The sequence below is a fragment of the Pseudomonas sp. NFACC05-1 genome, assembly GCF_900100135.1.
GTDB classification, from domain to species: domain Bacteria; phylum Pseudomonadota; class Gammaproteobacteria; order Pseudomonadales; family Pseudomonadaceae; genus Aquipseudomonas; species Aquipseudomonas fluorescens_Q.
Window position 1 is genome coordinate 1 of sequence record NZ_FMTR01000044.1, and the last position, 16,794, is coordinate 16,794.

16 protein-coding genes and 1 pseudogene are annotated in these 16,794 nt (G+C 57.3%); 13 read left to right on the top strand and 4 right to left on the bottom strand.

Features of this window, described 5'->3' with window-relative positions:
• Positions 1–322: pseudogene (locus BLO97_RS31805) on the top strand (IS110 family transposase); the annotation flags it as partial.
• Positions 323–453: 131 nt separating this feature from the next.
• On the opposite strand, the gene znuA reads toward BLO97_RS31805, so the two are convergent.
• Complete coding sequence (znuA, locus tag BLO97_RS29965) at positions 454–1,383, bottom strand: zinc ABC transporter substrate-binding protein ZnuA (protein WP_092221055.1); 930 nt, start codon at positions 1,381–1,383, stop codon at positions 454–456.
• Positions 1,384–1,449: 66 nt separating this feature from the next.
• Between znuA and zur the strand changes: the two genes are divergently transcribed.
• From zur to BLO97_RS29985, 4 genes are read left to right on the top strand one after another with little or no spacing between them, the layout of a single operon-like run.
• On the top strand, positions 1,450–1,932 hold the full coding sequence (gene zur, locus BLO97_RS29970) for a zinc uptake transcriptional repressor Zur (RefSeq protein ID WP_063323623.1): 483 nt from the start codon (positions 1,450–1,452) through the stop codon (positions 1,930–1,932).
• On the top strand, positions 1,932–2,714 hold the full coding sequence (znuC, locus tag BLO97_RS29975; protein WP_063323624.1) for a zinc ABC transporter ATP-binding protein ZnuC: 783 nt from the start codon (positions 1,932–1,934) through the stop codon (positions 2,712–2,714). The genes zur and znuC overlap by 1 nt, the downstream gene beginning before the upstream one ends.
• Positions 2,707–3,495, top strand: a complete 789-nt coding sequence (gene znuB / locus BLO97_RS29980) for a zinc ABC transporter permease subunit ZnuB (RefSeq protein ID WP_003196213.1) — start codon at positions 2,707–2,709, stop codon at positions 3,493–3,495. Before znuC ends, znuB begins: the two co-directional genes overlap by 8 nt.
• 37 nt (positions 3,496–3,532) lie before the next feature.
• Complete coding sequence (locus BLO97_RS29985) at positions 3,533–4,246, top strand: PA5502 family lipoprotein (RefSeq protein ID WP_092148932.1); 714 nt, start codon at positions 3,533–3,535, stop codon at positions 4,244–4,246.
• A gap of 101 nt (positions 4,247–4,347) precedes the next feature.
• On the opposite strand, the gene katE is transcribed toward BLO97_RS29985, so the two are convergent.
• Positions 4,348–6,486: a catalase HPII gene (katE, locus tag BLO97_RS29990; RefSeq protein ID WP_092148936.1), complete on the bottom strand. Its 2,139-nt coding sequence runs from the start codon at positions 6,484–6,486 to the stop codon at positions 4,348–4,350.
• Between the two features lie 264 nt (positions 6,487–6,750).
• Here katE and BLO97_RS29995 point away from each other — a divergent pair, with 264 nt between their 5' ends.
• The 4 genes from BLO97_RS29995 (at position 6,751) to BLO97_RS31485 (ending at position 11,178) form a co-directional block, all read left to right on the top strand.
• On the top strand, positions 6,751–7,758 hold the full coding sequence (locus BLO97_RS29995) for a methionine ABC transporter ATP-binding protein (RefSeq protein WP_063323627.1): 1,008 nt from the start codon (positions 6,751–6,753) through the stop codon (positions 7,756–7,758).
• Positions 7,758–8,432 carry a methionine ABC transporter permease gene (locus BLO97_RS30000; RefSeq protein WP_003196204.1) on the top strand — a complete coding sequence of 225 codons (675 nt, stop codon included), beginning with the start codon at positions 7,758–7,760 and terminating at the stop codon, positions 8,430–8,432. The genes BLO97_RS29995 and BLO97_RS30000 overlap by 1 nt, the downstream gene beginning before the upstream one ends.
• 79 nt (positions 8,433–8,511) lie before the next feature.
• On the top strand, positions 8,512–9,285 hold the full coding sequence (locus BLO97_RS30005; RefSeq protein ID WP_092221060.1) for a MetQ/NlpA family ABC transporter substrate-binding protein: 774 nt from the start codon (positions 8,512–8,514) through the stop codon (positions 9,283–9,285).
• Positions 9,286–10,626: 1,341 nt separating this feature from the next.
• Positions 10,627–11,178: a hypothetical protein gene (locus BLO97_RS31485; RefSeq protein ID WP_139197748.1), complete on the top strand. Its 552-nt coding sequence runs from the start codon at positions 10,627–10,629 to the stop codon at positions 11,176–11,178.
• 182 nt (positions 11,179–11,360) lie between these two features.
• Here BLO97_RS31485 and BLO97_RS30010 read toward each other — a convergent pair whose 3' ends face one another.
• Entirely contained in the window at positions 11,361–11,720 is a 360-nt protein-coding gene (locus BLO97_RS30010) for a DUF6124 family protein (protein ID WP_092349727.1), read from the bottom strand.
• A gap of 689 nt (positions 11,721–12,409) precedes the next feature.
• On the opposite strand from BLO97_RS30010, the gene BLO97_RS30015 reads away from it, so the two are divergent.
• Positions 12,410–12,784, top strand: a complete 375-nt coding sequence (locus BLO97_RS30015) for a lysozyme inhibitor LprI family protein (RefSeq protein WP_083569132.1) — start codon at positions 12,410–12,412, stop codon at positions 12,782–12,784.
• A 149-nt stretch (positions 12,785–12,933) separates the two neighbouring features.
• Here the strand turns inward: BLO97_RS30015 and BLO97_RS30020 are convergent, their stop codons facing one another.
• Positions 12,934–13,629 carry a glutathione S-transferase gene (locus BLO97_RS30020; RefSeq protein ID WP_092349730.1) on the bottom strand — a complete coding sequence of 232 codons (696 nt, stop codon included), beginning with the start codon at positions 13,627–13,629 and terminating at the stop codon, positions 12,934–12,936.
• 151 nt (positions 13,630–13,780) lie between these two features.
• Between BLO97_RS30020 and BLO97_RS30025 the strand changes: the two genes are divergently transcribed.
• From BLO97_RS30025 to BLO97_RS30035, 3 genes are all read left to right on the top strand, one after another.
• Positions 13,781–14,344: a TetR/AcrR family transcriptional regulator gene (locus BLO97_RS30025; RefSeq protein WP_092148947.1), complete on the top strand. Its 564-nt coding sequence runs from the start codon at positions 13,781–13,783 to the stop codon at positions 14,342–14,344.
• A gap of 210 nt (positions 14,345–14,554) precedes the next feature.
• Positions 14,555–15,679, top strand: coding sequence for a GGDEF domain-containing protein (locus BLO97_RS30030; RefSeq protein WP_092349733.1), 1,125 nt, complete (start codon positions 14,555–14,557; stop codon positions 15,677–15,679).
• A 490-nt stretch (positions 15,680–16,169) separates the two neighbouring features.
• On the top strand, positions 16,170–16,589 hold the full coding sequence (locus BLO97_RS30035) for an organic hydroperoxide resistance protein (RefSeq protein WP_003196182.1): 420 nt from the start codon (positions 16,170–16,172) through the stop codon (positions 16,587–16,589).
• The last annotated feature ends 205 nt before the right edge of the window (positions 16,590–16,794 follow it).

The window sequence follows — 16,794 nt, forward strand, 5'->3', positions numbered from 1 at the left end:
CGCTCCGGTTACCGAGCGCAGTGGCAAGAAGAAAATCGTTCGCTGGCGCTATCAATGTTCAACCTTTTTGCGCCAGACATTTGTCGAGTGGGCTGCCCACAGCATCAATCAATCGGTATGGGCAGGGGCGTACTATCGCCAGCAGAAGGCCAAAGGCTGCTCTCATCAAGCAGCCCTGAGGGCACTGGCTTTTAAATGGATCAGGATCGTTTATCGGTGCTGGAATGCTGGATCCCAGTATGACGAGAGCGTCTATTTACAAGCCTTGGCCCGCCACGACTCGCCTTTGATAAGAGCACCGGAGGCAACGAAAGCATGTTGACGGAAGAGCTCAGAGCGTGAAGCAGCCCCATGCTTTGGATCTGACGGACCGCGGCGGAAGATATTTCTTGGGGCCGCTACGCGCCCCAGCGGGGATAAATCCCCTCGCCACAGGTTTGTGCATCGACGGGGTTATAGCGACTCCAGGCACCCCGCCAGATCATTGCCCAACTTCTCCAACAACTGCTCATATCCCTGCGCCGTCGCCGGGGTATAGCCGCCCAGTGCATCGAGCTCCGCCAGTTTCACCGGCAACCCGGCCACCAGGGTTTCGGCCAGGCGCGGGCGCAGGGGCGGTTCGCTGAACACACAGGTCTTGCCCACGGCCTGCAAGCGCGTGCGCATTGCCGCCACATGCTGAGCACCAGGCTGGACTTCGGCGGCCACGGCGAACACCCCGGCGTGCTTGAGGCCGTAGTTGTCTTCGAAATAGTCGAACGCCTCGTGGAAGACGAAATACGGCTTGCCCGCGACCCCGGCCAGGCGCGCCTTGAGGCGTGTGTCCAAAGCATCGAGACGCTGGTTGAAGCCCTTGAGGTTGCTTTGATAACGGGCCGCGTTGGCCGGATCCGCCGCGCTCAGGTCGGCCGTCATTTTGGCGGCGATCACCCGCGCATTGAGCGGCGAGAGCCACAAGTGGGCATCCACGGTGCCGGGGCGATGGTCGTGATCGTGTTCGTCGCCGTCATGGTCATCGTCCTCGTGGGACGCGCTGTCCTGGGCGAAGTGACGCAACTTGAGCCCCGGCAAATCCTGGATGGCGACGGAGGGCAGCGTGCGACCGTTGAGCACCCGCGGGAGAAAGCCTTCCATATCGGGGCCGATCCAATAAAGCAGGTCCACCGACTGCACCTTGCGAACATCCGATGGCCGCAACGCATAGTGATGCGGCGAAGCCCCTGGCGGCAGCAATACCTCTGGAACGGCTACGCCATCCTGCACAGCGGCGGCAATCAGTTGCAGCGGCTTGATGCTGGTGAGCACCTTGACCTCGGCCTGGGCCGGGCCAATCAGTAGAAAACTTGCGACAAAAGCGACAAAGAGCGAAAAAAATCGGGACACGATGACCACTCGTAGAGGCGAGAACGGGTAACATAATAACGTCTCTCACTAAACTCGTCGCTGCCCATGCCTATTACACCCCTTGCCAGTCGCCCCCACGATCACTCCCACTGCGTGCACAGCGCGCTGTCCGAGGCCGACGCCATCTGCGCGCGCCAAGGGTTGCGCCTGACCGCCCTGCGTCGGCGCGTGCTGGAATTGGTCTGGCAAAGCCACAAGCCACTGGGCGCCTACGACATCCTCGCCGTGCTCAGCGAGCAGGACGGCCGCCGCGCCGCACCGCCGACGGTCTACCGGGCGCTGGATTTCCTCTTGGAAAACGGCCTGGTGCATCGCATTTCGTCGCTGAACGCCTTCGTCGGCTGTAACCACCCGGAGCACGCCCACCAAGGCCAGTTCCTGATCTGCCGGCAATGCCACGCCGCCATCGAGCTGGAACAGAAGTCCATCAGCGATGCCATCATCGCCAGCGCCAAGGACGTCGGCTTCGTGGTCGACACCCAGACCGTCGAGGTGGTCGGTCTCTGCTCCGGCTGCCAGGGGGCCTGATGAGCAATGCGTTGATCCGCCTCGAACAGGTGGCCGTGACGTTCGCCGGGCAGAGCGTGCTGGACAACATCCACCTGAGCGTCGAGCCGGGGCAGATCGTGACCTTGATCGGCCCCAACGGCGCCGGCAAGACCACCCTGGTGCGCGCCGTGCTGGGCTTGCTCAAGCCCGACAGCGGCAGCGTCTGGCGCAAGCCCAGGTTGCGCGTCGGCTATATGCCGCAAAAACTTCACGTCGATCCGACGCTGCCGCTGTCCGTGCTGCGCTTCCTGCGCCTGGTGCCGGGCGTGGACCGCGCCCGCGCCTTGGCCGCGCTCAACGAAGTGGGCGCCGAACAGGTGATCGACAGCCCGGTGCAAAGCGTCTCCGGCGGCGAGATGCAGCGCGTATTGCTGGCTCGCGCCCTGCTGCGCGAGCCTGAGCTGCTGGTGCTCGACGAGCCGGTGCAAGGCGTCGATGTGGCGGGGCAGGCCGAGCTGTACAGCCTGATCACGCGCCTGCGCGACCGCCACGGCTGCGGCGTGCTGATGGTCTCCCACGACCTGCACCTGGTGATGAGCACCACCGACCAGGTGGTCTGCCTCAATCGCCACGTATGCTGTTCCGGGCATCCCGAGCAAGTCAGTGGCGATCCGGCTTTCGTCGAGTTATTCGGAAAAAACGCACAAAGCCTGGCGATTTATCACCATCACCATGACCACGCCCATGACCTGCATGGCTCGGTGGTCAGCGCCCCTTCCGCTTCCAATCATGTTCATGGAGATGGCTGCAAGCATGGCTGATTTTCTGTTGTACGCCCTGCTCGCAGGCTTGGCACTCGCCCTGGTAGCCGGCCCCTTGGGTTCGTTCGTGGTCTGGCGGCGCATGGCCTATTTCGGCGACACCTTGTCCCACGCGGCGTTGCTCGGCGTGGCCTTGGGGTTTCTGCTGGACGTCAGCCCGGCGGTGGCGGTGACCGTTGGCTGCCTGTTGCTGGCGGTGGTACTGGTGACCTTGCAACACCGCCAACCGCTGGCGTCCGACACGCTGCTGGGTATTTTGGCGCCGAGCACCCTGTCCCTCGGGCTGGTGGTACTAAGCTTCATGCATGACGTGCGGATTGACCTGATGGCCTATCTGTTCGGCGACCTGTTGGCGATCAGTCCGACGGACCTGTCGTGGATCCTCGGCGGTAGCGCCGCGGTGCTGCTGTTGCTGGTGGCACTCTGGCGTCCCTTGCTGGCCGTCACCGTGCACGAGGAACTGGCCCGGGTAGAAGGCCTGCCTGTGCTGGGGTTGCGACTGGCACTGATGCTGCTGATTGCGGTGGTCATCGCGGTGGCGATGAAAATCGTCGGGGTGTTGCTGATTACGTCATTGCTGATCATCCCGGCGGCTGCGGCACAGCGTCACGCCCGCTCACCCGAGCAAATGGCCCTGGGCGCGAGCCTGCTGGGCATGCTCGCGGTGTGTGGCGGCCTGGCACTTTCCTGGTTCAAGGACACTCCGGCCGGCCCATCGATCGTGGTCAGCGCCGCCGCGCTGTTTCTGCTGAGTTTTGTCCTACCTCGTCGAGGGGTGTAGACTTGCTCGCTTTTTGCGCAAATAGAGAGTCGCAGGAATGAAGCCGTTCGCCTCCCGTTATCTGCTCCTTGTCGCGTTTTCCCTGCTGCTGGGCGCGTGCCAGAGTACGCCGCCGGTCACCGAGGCTCCCGATACCCGGGGCCCGGCCATCGCGCAGCTCGAGCAAAGCCTTGCCAGCAATGAGCTGGCCACCGCCGAAGACCAGTTGGCCGCCTTGCAAGCCCAGTCACCCGAAGACCGGTCGCTGGAACCCTATCAGCGGCAACTGGCCGAGGCGTATTTGCGCCGCAGCCAAATCGATCTGCAAAAAGGCGATGTCAACGCCGCCGCCACCGCCCTGAGCCGTGCCCGAGCCTTGATGCCCAAGGCCCCAGCGCTCACTGGCGAGGTCAACAGCGCCATTGCCGAAGCCCGCAAGGCCGACCTGGATAAAGCCGAGGCCGACCTCAAGGCCGCCGAAGCCAAACCGGTCGCCAAAGTGATCGACCCGAGCGCCCCCAGTACCACAGTTGCGCTCAACCTAGCCGATATACAGCAAATGCGTCGGCAACTGGATGCCATCGCCACCGACGTGGTGAATTATCAGTGTGACGTCACCATCCAGGCGCCGCGCACCGATGATTATCCGTGGTTGGCGACGTTGCTGACCAAGCGGGTCAAGAAACTGGACCCGGGGTTTGATTTGAAGCTGCAAAAGCAGATTTTGCGCAGTGTGCCGGCGCAGATGGTGCTGACACCGCATAAGCCCTAAAAAGCATCGTCGGAACGCCGCCCGGAGCAAGCTCGCTCCCACAGGGACCCCATGTGGAGCGAGCTTGCTCGCGATAGCGCCCTACCAGACAACAAATCTCTTTAGGCTGGAACCGCCTTAGCCTTAGCCTCCCGCGCCCAGACCCGATGCTGAGCAATCGCCGCGAAAAACCGCGAAAAACCGCTCGTATCCGCATCTTCGATCAACCCCGCATCCACCTCCAGCTTCAACTCCACCAACAACTGCCGGGCCTCACCATGAAGCCCAATGGCTTTCAGATGCTTGTAGGCCTCCAGCACGTAATGCAACGCCACGCCGTCGCGACTCAAAGCCTTGATCGACTCCGCCCCACCCGGCACGAACACCGCGTCAAAGGCAATCGACGGCAACCCCTCCATGGACGCATCCACCGCCAGCGTTTTTCCATCGGCCGTGGTCACTGGTGCGGAAGTCGGCCCCAGCACTTTGGCGTGGGCGCCCTCGGCCTTCAGCGCCTTCTTGAGGGCATCGATGATCGCTGCATCGACACCGTTAGCCACCAGCACCGCCACTTTTCGCGTCTTGATGTCCCCAGACAGCAGGTTCGCCTGGCTCAAGGCCGGAGACTGCTCCAGCGACGGCGTTGGCACATCGACGGTGCCCGCGGTAGGCGCCGGCAACCCGAGGTTCTTCGCCACTCGCCCGGCCAGTTCCAGATCGATATTGGCGAGGATCTCATTGACCTGCCGCGCCCGGATGAACTCACGCTCCACCTTGCCCAGCTCGAAACTGTAGGCCGCGATGATGTGCTCTTTTTCATGGGCGCTCATGCTTCTGTAGAACAGCCGCGCCTGGGAGAAATGGTCGGCGAACGAATCGCTGCGTTGGCGGATCTTGTAGGCATCGATGCGCTCCGGATAACTCTCGAAGCCACCGTCTTCCGGGCCAGGCGGGGTTTCCTTCGGCCAGCCACCGTCGATGGAGTTCGGCTCGTAGGACGCACGCCCCTTGTCGATGGTGGTGCGGTGCATGGCATCCCGTTGGCCGTTGTGTACCGGGGTGATCGCCCGGTTGATCGGCAGCTCATGAAAATTCGGCCCACCGAGTCGGCTGATCTGCGTATCGGTGTAGGAAAACAGCCGCCCTTGCAGCAACGGGTCGTTGGAAAAGTCGATACCCGGCACGATATGCCCGGGGCAGAAGGCGATTTGCTCGACCTCGGCAAAGAAGTTGTCCGGGTTACGGTTGAGCACCATCTTACCCAGGGGCGTGATGGGCACCAGCTCTTCAGGGATGATTTTGGTCGGGTCGAGCAGGTCGAAGTCAAACTTATGCTCGTCCTCCTCGGCGACGATCTGCACGCCGAATTCCCATTCCGGGTAGTCGCCCATCTCGATCGACTCCCAGAGATCGCGACGGTGATAGTCCGTATCTTTGCCCGCCAGTTTCTGGGCTTCGTCCCATACCAACGAGCAGGTGCCAACCGTAGGGCGCCAGTGGAATTTGACGAAGCTGCTTTTGCCTTCGGCGTTGATCATGCGGAAGGTATGCACCCCAAAACCCTGCATGGTGCGTAGGCTTTTTGGAATGGCCCGGTCAGACATCGCCCAGATCACCATATGAGCCGATTCCGGCACCAGCGAGACAAAATCCCAGAACGTGTCGTGGGCCGAGCCGCCTGTAGGAATTTCGTTATGGGGCTCGGGTTTTACCGCGTGGACAAAATCCGGAAACTTCACCGCGTCCTGAATGAAAAACACCGGCATGTTGTTGCCCACCAGATCGAAGTTGCCTTCGTCGGTGAAGAACTTCACCGCGAAGCCGCGCACGTCCCGCACGGTGTCGCCGGAGCCGCGTGGGCCCTGCACAGTGGAAAAACGCACGAACACAGGGGTTTTCTTGCTCGGGTCTTGTAGGAAACCGGCCTTGGTCAATGCCGAATGCGCATCGTAGCTCTGAAAATAACCATGGGCGCCGGTCCCGCGGGCGTGGACGATGCGTTCCGGAATGCGTTCATGGTCAAAGTGCGTGATTTTTTCACGCATGATGAAATCTTCCAGCAGCGAAGGTCCGCGGGGGCCGGCGCGCAGGGTGTTCTGGTTATCGGCGATCTTCACGCCCTGGTTGGTGCGCAACGCCTGTTCGGTAGCGTCGGAGCGAAACTGTTCCAGACTCTCGAGCTTGGCGTTGGTGTTGCCGCGATCCAGCGTGTCGGTCCCGGCCAGTTGGCTCTTGTTGACCGTGGGCTTTTTGATACTCATCAGGCATGACTCCTCTTTGCGTTCCTCGCCGGGGCCAGGAATCTGAGTTCGATACCGCAGGTGCATGACCCCGGCATTTCGAGTGGCTTAATGAGTGACCGATGCCGTTTGGCCGTGTTCCTTTTTTTATGGCCTTTGATCGCGTTATTGCCAAATGACAGGTCTGATCGCAAATAAATGCTAAGAACCTCTATACGGACAGGCTAAAATGCGCGCCCGGCTAACCGCTGATCCTTTTCCAACGCGCCCCACAAGGTTCGCTACGTGATCGAGTTTCAAGACGTCCATAAAACCTACCGAGTCGCCGGTAGGGATATCCCCGCCCTGCATCCGACCAGTCTGACGATTGAGAACGGTCAGGTCTTCGGCCTGATTGGCCATTCCGGTGCGGGAAAAAGTACCTTGCTGCGCCTGATCAATCGCCTGGAAGACTCCACTGGCGGCAAGATCATCGTCGACGGCGAGGAAGTCACCGCCCTGGACGCCAGCGGCCTGCGCCGCTTCCGCCAGCAAGTCGGGATGATTTTCCAGCACTTCAACCTGCTGGCGTCCAAGACCGTGGCCGACAACGTGGCGCTGCCACTGACGTTGGCCGGCGAATTGTCCCGCAGCGAAATCGACCAGCGCGTCGCCGAGTTGCTGGCGCGGGTGGGCCTGTCCGACCACGCCAGGAAATACCCGGCGCAACTGTCCGGCGGCCAGAAGCAGCGCGTCGGCATCGCCCGCGCCCTGGCGACCAAACCCAAGATTTTGCTGTGCGACGAGGCCACCAGCGCCCTCGACCCGCAGACCACCGCCTCGGTGCTGCAACTGCTGGCGGAAATCAACCGCGAGCTGAAACTGACCATCGTGCTGATTACCCATGAAATGGACGTGATCCGCCGGGTTTGCGATCAAGTGGCGGTGATGGATGCCGGCGTGATCGTCGAGCAAGGCCCGGTGGCCGAGGTGTTCCTGCATCCCAAGCACCCGACCACCAAGCGTTTCGTCCAGGAAGACGAGCAGATCGACGAAAGCGAACAGCGCGACGATTTCGCCCACGTCCCAGGGCGCATCGTGCGTCTGACGTTCCAGGGCGACGCGACCTACGCGCCATTGCTCGGCACTGTCGCCCGGGAAACCGGCGTGGACTACAGCATCCTGGCCGGTCGTATCGACCGCATCAAAGACACCCCCTACGGGCAACTGACCCTCGCCATCACCGGCGGTGACATGGAGGCGGCGTTCGCCCGCTTCACCGCGGCCGATGTCCACATGGAGGTGCTGCGCTAATGGAACTGTTGAGTTCGTTCTTCTCCAACATCGACTGGCTGGAAATCTGGCTGGCCACCGGCGACACCTTCCTGATGCTGTTCGGTTCGCTGCTGTTCACCGTGCTGCTCGGCCTGCCCCTGGGCGTGTTGCTGTTCCTCTGCAGCCCGCGCCAGTTGCTCGAAGCCCGCGGTGTGTACGCGCTGCTGTCGCTGATCGTGAACATCCTGCGTTCGCTGCCGTTCATCATCCTGTTGATCGTGATGATCCCGTTCACGGTATTGATCACTGGCACCTCCCTGGGCGTGGCAGGCGCGATCCCACCACTGGTGGTCGGCGCCACACCGTTCTTCGCCCGCCTGGTGGAAACGGCCCTGCGCGAAGTCGACCGCGGCATCATCGAAGCGACCCAGGCCATGGGCGCCACCACGCGGCAGATCATCGTCAATGCCTTGCTGCCGGAAGCCCGTCCAGGCATTTTTGCAGCGATTACGGTGACAGCGATTACGCTGGTGTCCTACACGGCCATGGCCGGTGTGGTCGGCGCCGGTGGTTTGGGTGACCTGGCGATCCGCTTCGGCTACCAGCGTTTCCAGACCGACGTCATGGTGGTCACGGTGGTGTTGCTGCTGGTGCTGGTCCAAGTCCTGCAAACCGTGGGCGACAAACTGGTTGTACATTTTTCTAGAAAATAAGGCCTCGCGGCCAATAAACCATGAGCCGGCCATTCGCTGGCAGGCGCCGAGAGCGGGCGCCCAAAAAGGAGTTAGCTGAATGAAGAAGTTACTGGTTGCCTTCGCTGCCGCTGCAGCGTTTTCCGCCCACGCCGCCGACACCCTGACTGTCGCGGCCACCCCAGTCCCGCACGCGGAAATCCTCGAGTTCGTCAAACCGGCATTGGCCAAAGAAGGCGTCGACCTGAAGGTCAAAGTCTTCACCGACTACATCCAGCCGAACGTACAAGTTGCGGAAAAGCGCCTGGACGCCAACTTCTTCCAGCACCAGCCGTACCTGGATGAGTTCAACAAGGCCAAGGGCACGCACCTGGTGAGCGTGGCCGGTGTGCACCTGGAACCACTGGGCGCGTATTCCAGCAAGTACAAGGCACTTACAGAACTGCCGGGCGGCGCCAACGTGGTGATCCCGAACGACGCCACCAACGGCGGCCGCGCGCTGTTGCTGCTGGCGAAGGCTGGGGTGATCAAGTTGAAGGATTCGAACAACATCCTGTCGACCACCAAGGACATCGTTGAGAACCCGAAGGACCTGAAATTCCGTGAGCTGGAAGCGGCGACCATTCCGCGAGTGCTCACCCAGGTGGATCTGGCGTTGATCAATACCAACTATGCGTTGGAGGCGAAGCTTGACCCTTCCAAGGATGCACTGGTTATCGAAGGTAACGACTCGCCTTATGTGAACATCCTGGTGGCTCGTGAGGATGACAAGGACAGTGAGGCGATGAAGAAGCTGGTTGCGGCGCTGCACACGCCGGAAGTGAAGGCTTTTATTCTTGAGAAGTACAAAGGCGCGGTTTTGCCGGCGTTTTGATCTGATTAGGTGGTGAAAAAACGGGGCTGCGTGGGAATGCAGGCCCGTTTTTTTTTGCTCGGAATGTCTAGAAGCTCATGGATAGCTCACTTTCGCCGTCGAGAGAGCGAACCGACTAGGCTTCATAGTCCTATTGCAGCCTGTGCAATTGCCCATGTGTGGACAGTGGACAAGGTGATGGCAAATAGATAGCATTATTATCAGCTAGCAAGGCTTGTCGTCATCTATCTCGTGTTTCTTCCCTGACCAATGTCACGTTTGCCAGGCCCGCTTCGAGCTAGACAGGGTTTTGTAGAAAAAAACTTTTTACAGGCGCTCCATCAATGACAAGAACACAACAATCACATACCGCCCAGTAGTGGTTGTAAACCGGTTAGATGTGGTAATAATCACCGTGCTTATATTAGCTGTTTTGGAAGAGGTCCTAAAAAAATCATGTTATTTAATTGGACACGATTGTTTTTATATCATCTTCCTGACGCGCTCTTCCAGCTCCATTTTATAGTATTACGCTCAACAAACACCGCTCGCTCCGCTCAAGGTATTCGCAAAGCTATACTTTTATTCGTCCGTAGCTCGACCGTAAAACAATAGGAATTCCAGTGAAAAACCTTGATCCATTCATGAAAAAATCATGGCTCATCCTAGTAATTATCGGGGTGATGATTAGCGTTCTACCCTCAACAATATCCTACTCAGCAGGCTTTCTTTTAATAAGTTCAGTCTGGTTAGCCATCTACATTGCCTTTGTTATATTTTCATTGAATAAATTAGCCACCGAAGACGGTCTTCTGAAAACAAAAAAACCTATAACGATTTGGGGCTATATTTGGCGTTCAATTGTTGTGTACTGGATTTCATGGATTCTAGCCATGTTCCCAGCCCTCATGATCATTGGGACACAACCGTACCCGTCAAACCCGTCAATTCCTGCTTTCCTTTTTATAAGCACACTTCAAGCGCTGTTCTCCATAATCGTGATATGGGCCATTTTTTCGAACGATAGAAAGTCTCAGATTCGATGGCTTCTCTCGTTGGGTCGTGGTTATTGATTTTTACTGGATAAAGTCGTTTCGCTTCGTTTAATGGGCTGGATAAAGCCGGCCCACGACAAAGTAGTTATCTCCTAAGCAGCTTTTCCCACAACCAGCTTTATAAAAGCAGGCTAGTGGTTTTATTGGAAGCGATTGAACTCGAATAAAAGCTTGCTTTGAGGAACCATGACTTAGCATTGCTTGTGGGGAGGGAATAAGTCATGAACTTAATTATCAAAAAATCCCGCATTTGTCTGAGCAATCGAGGGCTGTTTATGCTACGACATATAAAAACAAGTAGCGACAAATGAAGAATATTAGCTTTCAAAGAGTCACACTAAAATCGCTATCAGGCCTAGAATATTTAAGACCGTTGTATCGCCAGGCACTTCAGCTGAATGTCATTTTTTTGTTTTCGTTTCTTATATCGGGTTGTTTGAGCGCCGAGTATATAGACCCCTATATTACCGATGAAGTTCGACAACACCCTATTTCGGATACAGCCGTTTTTTCAGCGGTTCAATTCTCTGGAAATATCTTGGGGCAAATAATTAGTGTAGACGGTGTTGAGACAAGCTGTTGGAGGGCTGGTTGCCCTGGTTGGGTACGGGTAACGCCGGGTGATCATGTATTCAAGGTAAGATTTAGCATTTTTTACGGTATCAACTCATACAAGCACGGAGAGGACGATTTGCATATAACGCATATGGAAGCCAAGCACGTCTATGACACGGTGTTTACCTATCAAGACAATCAGTTTTCCGTGGCGCCTAGAGACTTGGGTGAGGAACCTGAGTACGGAATGAATGTCGGGCTTAAGGGAGTCAACCAACGATACGTTCCGGTGCGTTTTAAGTGATTCCAGAATTCCCATGTTATTTACACCCTAATTAAAGGACGGACTAAAGAACAATTAAAAAACGTGACGGATTTATTTCCACCCTAAAGCAAATGCATTATTGAGTTATGCCAGCTGTCGGTAACAAATAACAAACCCGCCACGAAGTGACGGGTTCGCTTTTATCGACAAATGTTTATCCGCTATCGCGGATCAACGTTATCCAACACCCGGTTCGCCAGTAATGAACTCAATTCAATCAACTGCTGGATGCCGAGAAGGATGTGACGACGCGGACCTTCCAGGTCGAAAGCCAGGTTGCTGACCATCGCGTCGGCTGCCGCCAAGGTTTCGCTGAGGTTCGCGAGGAGGGATTCGTTGTCGGCGTTTTTGGCGACGGTGAAGAGTTGGCCCGGTTGGGACGCATCTTCAGACTTTTCCAGTTTCGGTAGCAGGTAGTGATCCAAGACGCGATTGGTGGCTTCGTCGTGCTTTTTGGCCTGGGACTTTGTGTACCGGGAAGTCTGATCCGCCTCTGGCGGATTCGGAGTCGGTTTGAACATTGGGACTTTCCTTCTAGTAGGGCCGCACCATCTCGCTACTAAACGAAAAGGAGGCAGCTGTGCGCAAGTTAGTAGACCGGTAAAGTCACCAAACCCGGCGCGCCCGAAGGCGCCTTGCGCACAGCCACCATCAAGTACAGGCGAACGCCTGACTGGATGACACTCATGCAACCGTAGATGACTAACCGAGCTACTAAACCCGACCACTGATGGGCAGTGGCAGGGAAACGATAGAACCCGGGGACAAGGCGCACAAGCGGGCGGATTCTGGCGTAGTTGTAGGCAAAGGCGCAAGGTTGGGTAGCCGGGTGGAAGGGTTGTGGTTGGAGGATAAACAGGTGGCGTTTATTACCTGTAGTTCGGGGATAGAGGGGTGCTTGCGAATGGGCGGAGTGGCTGGCGGGGTTGGTCTGTAGGAATGTGTTTGGCTGGTTTGGGGCTGCTGCGCAGCCCAGCGGGAGCAAGCTCCCTCGCCACCGGGATTGGGGCGTAGAGGAAGTGGGGGGCAGTCGCATCCGCGGGAGCGATGCAGCCTTTTTCAGCAATCACTTGCTCCCGCCCCCCTATCAGCATTTGCCCCTTGTTCGGGCCGAATGAACCCTAGGATCTGCTTCATTGTTCTACAACCCCCATGATAAATTCCCCGCCGCGACCTCTAATCAATAGAGGGCATTCAGGGAGAGAAGTAAGTGATCAAGTCTTTGTTGGTTGGGACATTGCTGGCAATGGCATCAGCATCGGCATCTGCGATGAGTTGCGATAATCCTAGAAACGCCTATGACAGGACCTATTGCGCGTCGCTGAAAATGGTTCAGTCGGATCAGGAAATCAACGAGCAGTACAAGAAGACCATGAGTGCCCTGAACCCGGATCAAAAGAAAAAAGTGAAAGCTGCTCAGATCCAGTGGATCAAAAATCGTGACAGCGCCTGTTCCAACGATGGCCTGCTCTACCTGGACTGTGCCAATGAGAAGACCGAGGCGCGTATCGTCATACTCAAAGCTGTCGAGCGTGAGTGCCGTGCTGCCGGTTGCGACGACGCCAAGCTGTCGCAAGTCGAGTAACCCGTAGACAACGTTGGGCTTGCAGTCGTATCCCACGAAAAACCCGACGTAAAGCGTCGGGTTTTTCTTTGGTGGGTTCACCTGCTATCGCGGTTCAACTCGCCCTTGCTCCTTCTTTCATGGCTGACGCAGGCTGGTCATGATCAGTGCTACGCAGCACCGCGCTCGATCATGGCACGCCATGCCTGGACGCTGGAGCGTTCCTCCATCCTGGCATGCCATGCTCGAAGCGCCACGCACTCTTCAGGCACGGCGAGTTGCACCAACGAGGCGAAGATCATGCCGCCCAGTACCGCAATGTCGGCCATCGAAAACTTGTCGCCCGCCACAAAGGGCCGGTCTTTGAGAAGGTTGTCGAAATAGTGCATGCCCCTGATCGCCTTATCGCGCATCCGGGCGCCCCACTCGGCATTCTGGTACAGCTCGACATTGGGGCCGAGGCCCGGCGTGGCATGGTGGAAGTACGCGCTGACGGCATCGAGAAACTCGATCTCGGCACGCTTGGTCATCATGTGGATGATGCCTTTCTCAACAGCCGTTTCGCCCGTCAACGTCGGATGACCGTCCAGGCTATCCAGGTACTGGGTGATCGCCGTGCACTCGGCGATCCGCGTCCCATCGTTCAGCTCCAGCACGGGCAGTGTCCCGGAGTAATTGATGGCCAGGAACTCGGGTTGCTTGTGCTCGCCGGCCCAGAGATTCACCGGTACGAATTCGATGTTCGGCAGTAATCCTTTTTCCGCCAGCGCAATGCGGACGCGGGCGGGGTAGGGGCCGTTGAACCAATCGTAGATTTTCATCGTAGGAACAGTGGAAACGTCAACGCGCTGCTGTGAAGAAGTCATGATTCAATCACCTGCCTGTCAATTGGTAGGCAAAGATTGAGCCGACACTCAGGTGCTGTCAATCCCCTACCTGTCAATTGGCAGGTAAACGGCTCCGGGCGTAGAATCGCGGTTACCTAAGTGAATAGAAATCTCGAAATGAGGCTGCAACGTGAACGAAAATGCTCGAGAAGCCATCTTGGCGGCAGCGAAATCCGCTGCCCAACTGCACGGTTACAGCGGTATCAATTTCCGTAGCATTGCCGACCAGGTGGGTATCAAGAACGCCAGCATTTACTACCACTTTCCGAGCAAGGCAGGCCTGGCTGCGGCGGTCGCTGAGCGCTACTGGCAGGACGCGTTGCGAGTGCTTGAAGGGATACGCGCTGCCAATGTCGATCCAAAGAAGTGCCTGCAGCTGTACGCATCCATTTTTCGAAAGTCGCTTGAGGACGGCAACAGGCTTTGTCTGTCCAGCTTCATGGCAGCCGAATACGAAGACCTTCCCGATGAAGTATCGCGAGAGATCAGGGCTTTTGCGGACGTTAACGTGGCGTGGCTCGCCCAGGTACTGGCAGATGCTGGAACAGGTAGCGCAGAAGAATGTGAACGCCGAGCGCGGGCCATTTATACCGCTGTTGCGGGTGCTCAGTTAATTGCGCGGACTCGAGCGGATGTCGGTCTGTTCGATGATTTGATACTGAGCTACCGGGAAGCGGGGTTGATTCCAGCCTGATTGCTCGTTTCTTAGGCTATGACACGGTTGGTCTGTTGGAATGCTTGGGGCTGCTTTGCAGCCCAGCGGGAGCAAGCTCCCTCGCCACGGAGGTTTGCGTTCCTGCATAGCGCTTGGGGATAAATCCCGTCGTCACAGTAATTCAGTTGTTTACGGTAATGGCAGGGTGCCACAATCGTTTTTTTGTTGCGTCATAACCAGGTGGTTCAAATGTATGGCCCAAGATTGCGCAATGGCCAGGATTTTGTAATAGCCGAGCAGGTGCGCACCGACCGATTGCAGCAGCTGTTTCGCCAATCCGTTTCTGCGGTTTTTGGTAGTTACCTCGCGGCCATCATGCTGAGTTGGCTGTGTTGGGATCGTTTTGAGCACGGCGCTATTTTTTGGTGGATGGCCATTCTGACCGCATCGACGCTGTTGCGTATCGCGATGTTCGTTGCCTATTTCCGCAGCGACGAAAGTCAGCGCACGCCTCGACATTGGGAGCGCAAATACTGGGTCACACTGGTGCTATCCGCCAGTATCTGGGGCGGCGGGGCGTTCGTTCTCATGCCGGCGGACGATCTGTTGTCACAGGCGTTGGTCATGCTCTTTACAGTCGGCATGTCCGTCAGTGCGGTGTCCTGCTACTCGGCCTATCGCGATATGACACTGGTCTCCATTGGCGTGGTGCTGTTGCCGTGCACGATCTGGCTGCTGTTTCAACCGTCCCCGATTCAACTCGGCATGGCCCTTTCGATTCTGGTGTTCGCGGCATTTGCGGCCCGCGCCACGCACAAAATGTCCCAGGCACTGGAGATCGCCTTTCGACTCACCCGTGAAATGGAACAGGCGAACAGCATTTCAACCCGCGCCGCTCAAACCGATGAACTGACCGGCCTGAAGAGTCGAAGGGCGTTTTTCGAGCATGCCCAGCAGCTTTACGATGAATGTAAGGCCAAGCGGCAAGGGTTGTGCGCGGTCATGTTGGACATGGATCACTTCAAGCACATCAACGACACCTACGGCCACCAGGTCGGCGATCAGGTTTTGCGCCAGATAGGGGCGGTCATCAGTTCGTCATTTCGGGCAACGGATATCCACGGTCGGCTCGGGGGCGAAGAGTTCGCCATTCTGCTCCCGAACACTTCCATTGAGGTTGCCACCCAGATTGCAGAACGGCTCATCGATACGATTGCGGGCTTGATGGTCGAGCCCGTCCTCTGCATATCAGCCAGCCTCGGCGTCGCGTCGACGGAGGCCTGTAATAAGGATCTTCACAGCTTGATGAACGATGCGGATAAAGCCCTGTATCGGGCGAAGGCGTTGGGGCGTAATCGGGTGGCTGTTGCTTAGTCGGGTTGGATTTGCCCAGCGCGAAACCAAAAAACCGCCAATTCGGCGGTTTTTTTACTTTTCCCTGATCCCGCGTTTGATCGTGCCCGCTCTGCGTGGGTATGCATCCCGTGACGCTCTGCGTCACTTTCCAAAAGCGGAACGCGGAGCGTCCCTGGCGGCGTTCCCACGCAGAGCGTGGGAGCGATCGAAACCCATCATTCTGCTTATGAATTTCCCTCTCTTTGAAGGCCTGCAATTGCGCTGGCCCTGCTGATCCCCTAGCAACCTCCTTCCCGTGGCTCACCTCTCAGCTCACCCGGGCTGGCGACATTGCAAAACCAAAAAATAAATTCCCTTTTAGATCAATCTGTTAACTCAAAATCGATAAATCTCTCAAAATTTATATTGCGCGCTAACTATTAACCCGTTAAGTTTATCTCAACTGGTTAGCGCACAAACATTTAGCGTAAACAATTTCGATCCACCCATCAGCAATAGAGGAAACACCATGAACGTTCTCTACACCGCAGTCGCAACCTCCACCGGTGGCCGTGATGGCCGTGCTGTTTCCAGCGACAAGATTCTCGACGTGAAACTGGCCACTCCAAAAGCCTTGGGCGGCGCTGGTGGTGAAGCCACCAACCCTGAGCAGTTGTTCGCTGCCGGCTACTCCGCCTGCTTCATTGGCGCATTGAAGTTTGTCGCCAGCCAAAGCAAACGCAGCATTCCTGCTGATGCATCGATCACGGCACATGTCGGCATCGGCCAGATCCCTGGCGGTTTCGGCCTGGACATCGACCTGCACATCAACCTGCCAGGTCTGGATCAAGCCGATGCTCAAGCGCTGGTCGACGCGGCTCACCAGGTTTGCCCGTACTCCAACGCGACACGCGGCAACGTCGATGTCCGTTTGCACGTCACCGTCTAACTCACTAACTCACTTTATCTACGAATAAAAAGGATCAGGACATGAACACTCTCGGCAAAACTCTCGTTGGCTCGCTTCTGGCACTGTCGCTCGGCAATGCGTTCGCGACTTCTTCTGTTCAACCTACGTTCGCTGAGGGTGGTTCGGATCGCCTGATCGAAAACCGTGTAGCCGAAGGTGGCTCGGATCGACTGATCGAAAACCG

What these genes read in the sequence shown, in the direction of transcription:
- zur (WP_063323623.1), top strand. Translation starts at nt 1,450, where the DNA reads ATGCCTATTACACCCCTTGCCAGTCGCCCCCACGATCACTCCCACTGC.
- znuC (WP_063323624.1), top strand. Translation starts at nt 1,932, where the DNA reads ATGAGCAATGCGTTGATCCGCCTCGAACAGGTGGCCGTGACGTTCGCC.
- znuB (WP_003196213.1), top strand. Translation starts at nt 2,707, where the DNA reads ATGGCTGATTTTCTGTTGTACGCCCTGCTCGCAGGCTTGGCACTCGCC.
- BLO97_RS29985 (WP_092148932.1), top strand. Translation starts at nt 3,533, where the DNA reads ATGAAGCCGTTCGCCTCCCGTTATCTGCTCCTTGTCGCGTTTTCCCTG.
- katE (WP_092148936.1), bottom strand. Translation starts at nt 6,486, where the DNA reads ATGAGTATCAAAAAGCCCACGGTCAACAAGAGCCAACTGGCCGGGACC.
- BLO97_RS30000 (WP_003196204.1), top strand. Translation starts at nt 7,758, where the DNA reads ATGGAACTGTTGAGTTCGTTCTTCTCCAACATCGACTGGCTGGAAATC.
- BLO97_RS30005 (WP_092221060.1), top strand. Translation starts at nt 8,512, where the DNA reads ATGAAGAAGTTACTGGTTGCCTTCGCTGCCGCTGCAGCGTTTTCCGCC.
- BLO97_RS31485 (WP_139197748.1), top strand. Translation starts at nt 10,627, where the DNA reads ATGAAGAATATTAGCTTTCAAAGAGTCACACTAAAATCGCTATCAGGC.
- BLO97_RS30010 (WP_092349727.1), bottom strand. Translation starts at nt 11,720, where the DNA reads ATGTTCAAACCGACTCCGAATCCGCCAGAGGCGGATCAGACTTCCCGG.
- BLO97_RS30020 (WP_092349730.1), bottom strand. Translation starts at nt 13,629, where the DNA reads ATGACTTCTTCACAGCAGCGCGTTGACGTTTCCACTGTTCCTACGATG.
- BLO97_RS30030 (WP_092349733.1), top strand. Translation starts at nt 14,555, where the DNA reads ATGTATGGCCCAAGATTGCGCAATGGCCAGGATTTTGTAATAGCCGAG.
- BLO97_RS30035 (WP_003196182.1), top strand. Translation starts at nt 16,170, where the DNA reads ATGAACGTTCTCTACACCGCAGTCGCAACCTCCACCGGTGGCCGTGAT.